Below are 9643 nucleotides of genomic sequence, written 5' to 3' on the forward strand. Positions count from 1 at the left end.
CATCCTTTCAGATTCGCACGTCAACAAGCCGTTGGGAACCTTCAATCGGACTCTTTTGTCCCGGCCAATCCACTAGGACAGCTGTCCGTCGCCGCCGCCAAGCTGACGCAGAACCAACATCATCGTGGCATGGGCATCGCCCTCGCCCACATTCACGATCCTGTGCGGAAGGTCGCCCCGGAAACGCAGGGTCTCGCCCGTCTTGGCACGCTGGGTCTGGTCCCCCGAGGTGACCTCGATCTCACCCGCCAGCATATAGAGGTGCTCCACCGTGCCCTGGGGATGGGGGTCGGATTCGAGGATTCCTGAGGGCTTCGCCCGGAAATCATACCACTGCACCTGCTCCACCAGGTTCAGCGGCCCGGCGATGGCAAGCCGGCAGAGCCCGTCCTGGCTCTCCAGCATGGGCACGCCGGACTTCATCTGGTGCTCGATGAACACCGGCTGCCCCTCGGTGCGCAGCACCTCGTCAATGGTTGTGTCGAGCGCCCGGGACAGGCGGTAAACTGTTGAAAGCGTTGGGTTCGTCTCGTTCCGCTCGATCTGGGAAATGATCGATTTCGCGACCCCGGACTGTTCCGACAGATCGCCCAGCGACATGTTGTAGGCCTTCCGCAGGCGCTGGATGGTCTTGCCCAGGCTGGGCGTCGGATCAAAGTCCTGTGAAGGGTTGTCTTTCCTGCCGCGACGCGTTGACATTTCGTCGTCCTGTAATTAGAACTAGTGTTCGTTAAAACGAACAACCGATTTTCGGTCCTCTAGCTGAGCCTCAGATAGCCCGGTTTCGTAAAGTCTTTCAAACGAAATCGTGGACTGGCAGTCCAGCTGTACGGAAGACCGAACGTTTGAAGGGACGAACAGGGCGAGGCCATCATGCGCTATTTTCCCATTTTCTTTGATCTCCAGAACCGCCCCGTCACCGTCGTGGGCGGCGGCGAAGAGGCGCTGCGGAAGATCCGGCTGCTGCTGAAGACCGGTGCCGTGATCAATGTGATCGCGCCCGAACTGCATGAGGAACTGGCCGCCGAGCGGCGCGTCAACTGGGTTGCCCGGGCCTATCAGTCGGGGCTGCTCGAGGGCGCGGCACTTGTCTATTCAGCCGAGGCCGCGCTCAATGAGCAGGTGGCGGCGGATGCACAGGCACTGGGCATTCCCGTCAATGCGGTGGACAATCCCGACATCTCGACCTTCATCGTGCCCTCGATCGTCGACCGCGACCCGGTGGTGGTGGCGATCGGCACCGAGGGAACGGCCCCCATTCTGGGCCAGGGCCTGCGCGCCCGGATCGACGCGATGCTGCCGCAGGCGCTGGGCGATCTCGCGCGCGCCGCCTCTGATCTCCGTGAGCGCGTCGCCGCCGCCATCCCGCCGGGCAACCGGCGGCGCAGCTTCTGGTACCGCTTCTTCTTCGGCGACGTGCGCGAAGCCTTCGTCGCGGGAGACGCCTGCAATTACCTCGCGGGCGTCGAAGCCCTGTTCGAGGGTGATGCGCATGCGCCGCGCGGCCGCGTCTCCTTCGTCAGCCTCGGCTCGGACGATCCCGAACTCCTCACCATCAAGGCGCAGCGCAAGCTGCATGAGGCAGACGCGATCGTGCATGACCGCAGCGTTCCCCAGGCCATTCTCGAGATGGCGCGGCGCGATGCCGTGCGCATCCCCGTGAAGGGCGAACTCTATGACGGTGCCACCGACATTCTGATCGCCGAGGCAAAGGCCGGGCGGCTGGTTGTGCGGCTCTCGGTCAACGAAGTGTCCCTCGAGGAGACGGTCTCCGTCGCCTCCGAGGGTATCTCCTTCGAAACGGTACCCGCCGTGGTCCTGACCAAGCCTGCCGAGGTCATCCCCTTTCCCGTCCGCGAGGACATTCGCGAAGACATTCTGAGAGCTGCATCATGACAACGCCTGAGAAGGGACAACTCGTCACCGCCAACCGCCTGAGGGACGGGATCGCCGTCTTCCTGACCCGCTCGGGCGACTGGAGCGAGACCATCGACGACGCCGTACTGGCGCAGGAGCCACAGGCCGCTGCGGCCCTCGAGGCGCGCGCCAAGGACGATGAGAAGAAGACCATCGTGACCGGCGCCTATCTGATCGATGCCGAGCGCATCGGCGGACGGGTGCGCGCCGCGCATATCCGCGAGCGCATGCGGGCACTTGGGCCCACCGTGAGGCTGGACCTCGGCAAGCAGGCCGAAGGCAAGGGTGCGGGCTTCGCCGCGCCTGAGGGAGTGTGAGATCATGTACCGCTACGATGAGTTCGACCACCAGTTCGTCCGTGACCGCACGAACCAGTTCCGCAACCAGGCCGAACGCCGCCTCTCGGGCGAGCTGACGGAAGAGGAATTCCGCCCGCTCCGCCTGATGAACGGCCTCTACCTGCAGCTCCATGCCTACATGCTGCGCGTGGCCATTCCCTATGGCACGCTGTCGAGCCGGCAGATGCGCCAGCTGGCGCTGATCGCGGAAAAGTGGGACCGCGGCTACGGCCATTTCACTACGCGCCAGAACATCCAGTACAACTGGATCAAGCTGGAAGACACGGCCGACATCCTTGATGCGCTCGCCGAAGTCGAGATGCATGCGATCCAGACCTCGGGCAACTGCATCCGCAATGTCACGACAGACCATTGGGCGGGCGCTGCGGCCGATGAGATCGCCGACCCGCGGCCCGTTGGCGAACTGCTGCGCCAGTGGTCGTCGCTGCACCCCGAATTCAGCTACCTGCCCCGCAAGTTCAAGATCGCGGTGACGGGTGCCCCCAATGACCGCGCAGCGGTAAAGGTGCATGACATTGGCCTTCGCCTGCACAAGAACGGCGAGGGCGAGATCGGCTGGGAAGTGATCGTCGGCGGCGGCCTGGGCCGCACCCCGATGGTGGGCGTCACCGTGCGCGACTTCCTGCCCCAGCATGAGCTGATCGGCTATCTCGAAGCCATCATGCGCGTCTACAATCTCTATGGCCGGCGCGACAACAAGTACAAGGCGCGCATCAAGATCCTCGTGCATGAGATTGGTGCCGAGACCTTCAAGGCCGAGGTGGAGGCCGAGTATGCGAAGCGTCCGCACCCCTCGACGGAAGTGGAAGAGCGGGAGCTGAAGCGCATCGCCGCCTATTTCGCAGCCCCGCCGCTGGAAAAGCTGCCGCGCTGGTCGCCCAGCTTCGAGGAAGCGAAGCTCGCCAACCCCGCCTTCGCGCGCTGGACGAAGAACAATCTGGGGCCGCACCAGGCGGATGGCTATGCCATCGTCAACATCTCGCTGAAGCCCGAGGGCGGCATTCCGGGCGACGCGACGGCTGACCAGATGCGGGTGATGGCCGACCTCGCCGAGCGCTACAGCTTCGATGAGCTGCGCGTCAGCCATGCGCAGAATATCGTGCTGCCGCATGTGAAGAAGGATGACGTGTTCGCCGTCTACCAGGCGCTGGAAAAGGTGGAGCTCGCGGCGGCGAATTACGGGCTCGCCGGCGACATCATCGCCTGCCCCGGCCTCGACTATTGCGCGCTCGCCACCGCGCGTTCGATCCCCATTGCCCAGTCGATCTCGCGCAAATTCGCGGATTCGAAGAAGCAGGACGAGATCGGCAAGCTCAAGATCAACATCTCGGGCTGCATCAACGCCTGCGGCCACCACCATGTGGGCCACATCGGCATCCTCGGCCTCGACAAGAAGGGTGAGGAATTCTACCAGATCACGCTTGGCGGCTCCTCCGCCGAGAGCGCCTCGATTGGCACGATTCTGGGACCGGGCTTTGCCGGCCATGAGGTGGCGGATGCCATCGAGACCATCCTCGACACCTATCTGAAGCTCCGCGATCCGGGCGAGGAATTCCTCGCCACCTATCGCCGCCTGGGTGCGAAGCCCTTCAAGGAGGCTCTCTATGCCACTGCTTAAGAACAACCTGCTCGTCTCCGACACCTGGATCACCGCCGAGGCCGAGGGCGAGCTGCCCAACGCGGGCGACGTCATCGTGCCCTTTGCCCGGCTCCACACGGAGTGGGACGCGCTCTCGGCGCGTACCGGCCGCCTCGGCGTGCGCTTCGGCAACACCGACAAGCCGGAGGCGCTGGCAGGCTTCCTGCCGCGGCTCTCGGTGATCGTGCTGCCCTTCCCCGCCTTCAATGACGGCCGCGCCTATTCGATCGCGCGGAGGCTGCGCGAGATGGGCTACAGGGGCGAGCTCCGCGCCATTGGCAACGTGCTGCCCGACCAGCTGCAGTTCATGCTGCAGGTTGGCTTCGATGCCTTCGAGATCGGCGAGCGCTTCCCGCTTGAGACCTGGCAGAAGGCCTCGCGCCAGATGTCGCTGGCCTATCAGCGCGGGCTGTTCCGCCGCGGCGCTGAAGCCGAGATCTGGACCGAGCGCCACACCGACGCAGAACCCTGGCTCGAACAGCCACACGCAGGTTGAACGCAGGTGGACCGGAGGATCTTCGAGAGCTATGCGGGTCTCGAGGGCAGGCAACTGCTGGAGCCGATCCTGCGTGATTTCGCGGGCCGCACGGCGGTCGTCTCCTCCTTCGGTGCGGAGTCGGCCGTGCTGCTGCACATGGTCTCGGAGGTCAACAAGGCGGTGCCTGTGATCTTCCTCGATACGGGCAAGCATTTCTGGGAGACGCTGTCCTACCGCGCCAAGCTGATCGACCGTCTGGGGCTGACGGGCGTGCGCATCATCACCCCGGCCGAGGCCGATCTTGCAGGTCAGGACCCCGATGGCACACTCCACAGCCGCAACGCCGACCAGTGCTGCCACATCCGCAAGACGCTGCCGCTGGCCAAGGCGCTGGAAGGCTTCGACGTCACGGTCTCGGGCCGCAAGCGCTACCACGGCGCGGCCCGCGCTACGCTCGACTTCCTGTCGATTGCCGATGGCCGCTTGAAGGTTGAGCCGCTCGCGGGCTTCTCCGCCCTCGACATCAACGCCTACATGAAGGCGCATGACCTGCCCGCGCATCCGCTGACCGGGCTCGGCTATTTCTCGGTTGGCTGCGAGCCCTGCACTGAGCCCGGCGGCTCCTCCTCCGACCCGCGTGCGGGCCGCTGGGCGGGCGCGACCAAGACCGAATGCGGCATCCACTGGACGGTGAATGGCGAGCAGGTGACGCTTGCCTCCCGCACCAGCCACTGAATGGAACCCTGGCTTGCTGACTTCCTGATCTTCGCCGCTGTTGGTTTCTTCGCCCAGCTGATCGATGGCGCGCTCGGCATGGGCTATGGCGTGATTTCCGCCACAGTGCTGCTGGCAACCGGCGTTCCGCCCGCACACACTTCGGCCAGCGTGCACGCGGCAAAACTGTTCACCACGGCGGCATCAGGCACCTCGCACATTCTCCATGGCAATGTGGACAGGCGAATCCTGATCATCCTCTGCGTGGCGGGTTCGATCGGCGGCATTCTGGGGGCCCTGGTGCTGGTGAATGTGGCGGCGGGCGCCATCCGTCCCTTCGTGTTCGGTTACCTCGGCGTCATGGGCCTCGTGATCATCTGGCGCGGCCTGATGTTTCCGGCGAGCAAGACCGTGCCCGGCAAATTCATCGCGCCGCTGGGGACGGTGGGCGGCTTTCTGGACGCCATGGGGGGCGGCGGCTGGGGGCCCGTGGTCACCTCCAGCCTGATCGGCGCAGGCGCACCCCCGCGCTATGTGGTGGGCACGGTCAATGCGGCGGAATTCGTCGTCACCTGCGCTGTCGTCTCCGCCTTCGCCGCCACGATCTTTTTTGGCGTTTGGAAAGAATCGAGCGGCATCAGCGAGCACCTGACAGCCATTGCGGGCCTGGTCATCGGCGGCCTGCCCGCCGCCTTCTTCGCCGGATGGCTGTTGAAGGTGGCGCCCCGCAAACCGCTGATGATCGCGGTCGCCCTGCTCATCTGCGGCATTGCCGGGTGGGAGGTCTAGAAGGCCATTTTCTAACGATTTACGTATTCTTTGCTGCAATATTTCCAATCACCTCTGTTTTTATATATTTTTACGTGGAAACTGTTGTTTTCCTGACAGACTGTCATATTCCCCTTGGTAGGATGAAGCGACTGTAACGACGGGTTGTCAAAACCCGCAGAACCAAGGGGGAGTTGGTTGGCAGGGCGCAAGAGGATTAACTGCAGCTTGGGGGCGATTGCCCTTGCACTGGCCATGGCTGCGGCGGCAGTGCCAGCCAGCGCTGCGGAATCAAACCTTTGGACGCAACCCTCGATCTTCGACACGCCCGGTGGCCTCAAGGAGTCGCTGAGAGATACCGGAATCAATCTCGACGTTTGGGTCACCGAATTCGGCCAGGGCGTGCTGGCGGGCGACGGCGAGACGGGCATCCAGTGGGGCGGCAAGGGCGACATTCTCGCCACCTTCGATGGCGAGAAACTGGGGCTGTGGGAAGGCCTCAGCGTGTTCGTGCACCAGGAGGTGATCTGGGGGGAGGACGCCAACAACCGCGGCGATGGATCGCTCATCATTGTGAACACGGCGCTGGCCTTTCCGCGGATGGGCGGCAGCGATCAGGAATTGTCCGTTACCGTGACGCAGGCTCTGGGCCCCCGCGCCTCGATCTCGGCGGGCAAGTTCAACATGCTGGACCCAGTCTCTCGTACCCCGATCCTCGGCGGGGGCGGCATCGACACTTTCATGAACACCGCACTTGCTGCCCCCATCAGCGGGGTGGTGCCGCCCTATATGCTGGGCGCCATCGCCAGCTATAAGACCGATCCGGCAAACTTCACCCTGATGGTCTATGACCCGCGCAATGCGCAGGATCCGGATGTGCTGCGCAACCCCTTTGCGGAGGGCGTCACCACCAGCCTGTCCATCACCGTGCCGACGAAGATCGCCGGCAGGCAGGGCTTCTTTGACGTGAGCGGCGTCTACAGCACCAGTGACGGTCTCGACCTTGCAGCGATCCCGCAGCTGCTGCTGCCGCCAGAGTCGCAGGATATTCAGGACAAGGACGGATATTGGTACGCCAGCGTCAGCGCGCAGCAGTATCTCTGGCAGGATGCAGAGAATCCGGCGGTGGGCTAGGGCGTCTTCGCGCAGGCGGCGATCTCCGACGGCAATCCGAACCCGTTCGCGTGGAGCCTGTTCGGCGGAATCGGCGGCACGGGCGGCATCCCCGGCCGCGATCTCGACCGCTGGGGCATTGGCTATTTTCATCACAGCTTCAGCGATGAGTTGAAGGACGGACTGGCCGAACTCGGGGTGGGGCTCAACGACGAGTCGGGCCTTGAGGCCTTCTACAATCTGGCGCTTGCGCCGTGGTTGCGGGTCTCGGCTGACCTGCAGTGGATCGATACCGGAACGCCGGACAAGGAAAACGCGGTGATCGGCGCGCTGCGCACACAAATCAAGTTCTGAGGGGAGAAAGCCCAATGACGACATTCCAGTTGAACCGCCGCGTCTTCCTCGCAGGTGTTGCTGCATCGGCACTGTTCGCACCCGTGGCGATGGCAGCGGAAGAAGCGGGGATCATTTATTCCGGCGGGCCGATCATCACGCTCGATGACGCCAACCCGCGCGTTGAGGCGGTGGCGGTGAAGGACGGCCTGATCCTTGCAGCGGGCACAGCCGCAGACGTGATGAAGCTCAAGGGCGCCAATACGAAGATGGTTGATCTCGGCGGCCGCGCCCTGCTCCCGGGCTTCGTGGACAGCCATGGCCACATGGTTGGGGGCGGACTGCAGGCGCTCTCCGCCAACATGCTGCCGCCGCCCGACGGCCCCAACAACTCGGTGGCCGTCATCCAGCAGACCCTGCGCGACTGGGTGAGCAAGAACGAGGATCTGATCAAGAAGGCGAACATCATCCTCGGCTTTGGTTATGACAATTCCCAATTGGCGGAACTCCGCCACCCGACCAAGGAGGAGCTGGACGAAATCTCCACGGATCTGCCGGTGGCGATCATCCATCAGTCTGGCCACCTCGCGGTGCTCAATTCCAAGGCGCTCGAGCTCGTGGGCTATTCGGCGGAGACGCCAGACCCGGCCGGTGGCGTGATCCAGCGCAAGCCTGGAACGGCGGAGCCCAACGGCGTGCTCGAAGAAACGGCCATGATGAACGCCCTTCCCAAGCTGCTCGGCAACATCGGGCCTGCCGGGGTGCAGGCCCTCGCCATCGCGGGCTCGGAGCTCTGGGCGTCCTTCGGTTACACCACGGCGCAGGAAGCGCGGGCCATGCCGGGTGTGGTGAAGGCGATGATGGCGGTGGCCGGGGACGGCGGCTTCAAGATCGACGCCGTTGCCTATCCCGACATTCTGGTCGATCGTGACTTTATCAAGCAGACCGTGAGCCCGGACTACAAGAACCGCTTCCGGGTGGCTGGCGCCAAGCTCACCATCGATGGCTCGCCCCAGGGCTTCACGGCGTGGCGTGACCGGTCCTATTACGCACCCGTTGGCAATTATCAGCCGGGCTATTCAGGCTATTCCGCAGCAACACCTGAACAGGTGATGGACGCCATCGACTGGGCCTATGCCAATGACATGCAGATCATCACCCATTCCGCCGGCGAGCGCGCGTCCGACCTGCTCATCACCGCGGTTTCGACGGCGCAGGCCAAGCATGGCAAGAAGCCGACCCGCCCTGTGCTGATCCATGGCCACTTCGAGCGCGAGGACCAGGTCGACAGCTTCGTCAGCCTCGGCGTTTTTCCCTCGCTCTTCCCCATGCACACCTTCTACTGGGGTGACTGGCACCGCGACCACACAGTGGGCCCTGGCCTTGCCGACAACATCACGCCCACCGGCTGGTACCTGAAGCGCGGCGCCATGTTCACCTCGCACCATGATGCGCCAGTGGCGTTGCCGGATTCGATGCGCATCCTCGACGCCACGGTCACGCGGCGCACGCGCTCGGGCGACATACTGGGGCCGAACCAGCGCGTTCCGGTCGATGCCGGCCTCAAGGCGCTGTCGCTCTGGGCGGCGCATCAGATTTTTGAGGAAGACAGAAAAGGTTCAATCGAAAAGGGCAAGCTTGCCGACTTCGTGATCCTGACGGAGGATCCGGCGGCAGTCGATCCCGAAACCCTGGATCAGATCGTGGTGGCCGAAACCATCAAGGAAGGCGTCACAATCTATACCGCTCCGCCCGAAAAGCTGAAAAAGGCGGAGCGCAACAATGGGCAGGAGCACCCCTTCTCAACCTTCCTCGCCACACTGGCGGTGGATCGCGACTTCCGCAACCTGCCTGAAAAGCGCCAGACGCCGCTGGCCCGCAAGATCCTGGCCAATGCACCTCACAACCGCGGCTGCGTGTCGGGTGTAATGTTCGACATCCTCAGCACCATGACGGAGAAGGCCTGACCCTCAGTCGACCTCGTCGGCGTGAACGATCCACGTCTCCTTCAGTGCCGCCTCGCGCCAGGCAGTGAAGGCCGCGGTGTGCATGATCGTGTCCATGTAGGCGCGGGTATCGTCCGCCACCGGTATCGCATAGGTGTCGAAACGGGAAACGACAGGGGCATACATCGCATCCGCGATGGAGAAACGGCCGAACAGGAACTTGCCACCCTTGCCGAAGTTTGTCCGGCAGTCACGCCAGATCTGTTCGATGCGGGCCACGTCCTTCAGAACCTGCTCGCTCATGGGTACGGGCTTCCTCGGACGGCGCAGGTTCATCGGGCAGGCATTGCGCAGTGCGCCAAACCCCGCATGCATT

The 9643-nt window shown here is 63.8% G+C and carries 10 protein-coding genes and 1 pseudogene; 9 read left to right on the forward strand and 2 right to left on the reverse strand.

The annotated features are described in order from the left end of the window. Window positions 1–72 precede the first annotated feature (72 nt). Complete coding sequence (locus tag ACILRA_RS14185; RefSeq protein ID WP_395662745.1) at window positions 73–699, reverse strand: helix-turn-helix domain-containing protein; 627 nt, start codon at window positions 697–699, stop codon at window positions 73–75. Window positions 700–873: 174 nt separating this feature from the next. Between ACILRA_RS14185 and ACILRA_RS14190 the strand changes: the two genes are divergently transcribed. The 9 genes and pseudogenes from ACILRA_RS14190 (at window position 874) to ACILRA_RS14230 (ending at window position 9288) form a co-directional block, all read left to right on the forward strand. After that, window positions 874–1896 carry an NAD(P)-dependent oxidoreductase gene (locus ACILRA_RS14190; protein ID WP_395662746.1) on the forward strand — a complete coding sequence of 341 codons (1023 nt, stop codon included), beginning with the start codon at window positions 874–876 and terminating at the stop codon, window positions 1894–1896. Continuing rightward, window positions 1893–2234, forward strand: a complete 342-nt coding sequence (locus ACILRA_RS14195) for a DUF2849 domain-containing protein (RefSeq protein ID WP_395662747.1) — start codon at window positions 1893–1895, stop codon at window positions 2232–2234. Before ACILRA_RS14190 ends, ACILRA_RS14195 begins: the two co-directional genes overlap by 4 nt. A 4-nt stretch (window positions 2235–2238) precedes the next feature. Continuing rightward, a complete protein-coding gene (locus ACILRA_RS14200) occupies window positions 2239–3894 on the forward strand; it encodes a nitrite/sulfite reductase (RefSeq protein ID WP_395662748.1) in 1656 nt (551 codons plus the stop codon). Then, complete coding sequence (locus ACILRA_RS14205) at window positions 3881–4411, forward strand: DUF934 domain-containing protein (RefSeq protein ID WP_395662749.1); 531 nt, start codon at window positions 3881–3883, stop codon at window positions 4409–4411. The genes ACILRA_RS14200 and ACILRA_RS14205 overlap by 14 nt, the downstream gene beginning before the upstream one ends. Before the next feature lie 6 nt (window positions 4412–4417). Further along, window positions 4418–5128, forward strand: a complete 711-nt coding sequence (locus ACILRA_RS14210) for a phosphoadenylyl-sulfate reductase (protein ID WP_395662750.1) — start codon at window positions 4418–4420, stop codon at window positions 5126–5128. After that, window positions 5129–5896, forward strand: a complete 768-nt coding sequence (locus ACILRA_RS14215; RefSeq protein ID WP_395662751.1) for a sulfite exporter TauE/SafE family protein — start codon at window positions 5129–5131, stop codon at window positions 5894–5896. A 207-nt stretch (window positions 5897–6103) separates the two neighbouring features. Beyond that, the gene (locus ACILRA_RS14220) at window positions 6104–7009 is read left to right on the forward strand and encodes a hypothetical protein (RefSeq protein WP_395662752.1); all 906 of its coding nucleotides are present in this window, start codon (window positions 6104–6106) and stop codon (window positions 7007–7009) included. Between the two features lie 12 nt (window positions 7010–7021). Further along, window positions 7022–7342 (forward strand): annotated as a pseudogene (locus ACILRA_RS14225) (carbohydrate porin); the annotation flags it as partial. A gap of 14 nt (window positions 7343–7356) precedes the next feature. Next, entirely contained in the window at window positions 7357–9288 is a 1932-nt protein-coding gene (locus ACILRA_RS14230) for an amidohydrolase (protein ID WP_395662753.1), read from the forward strand. Between the two features lie 3 nt (window positions 9289–9291). Here the strand turns inward: ACILRA_RS14230 and ACILRA_RS14235 are convergent. Continuing rightward, window positions 9292–9643 (reverse strand): glutathione S-transferase C-terminal domain-containing protein (locus ACILRA_RS14235; protein ID WP_395662754.1); only part of this gene is annotated, 352 nt, incomplete at its 5' end.

Source organism: Aestuariivirga sp. (genome assembly GCF_044239095.1).
In the GTDB taxonomy this organism is placed as follows: domain Bacteria; phylum Pseudomonadota; class Alphaproteobacteria; order Rhizobiales; family Aestuariivirgaceae; genus Aestuariivirga.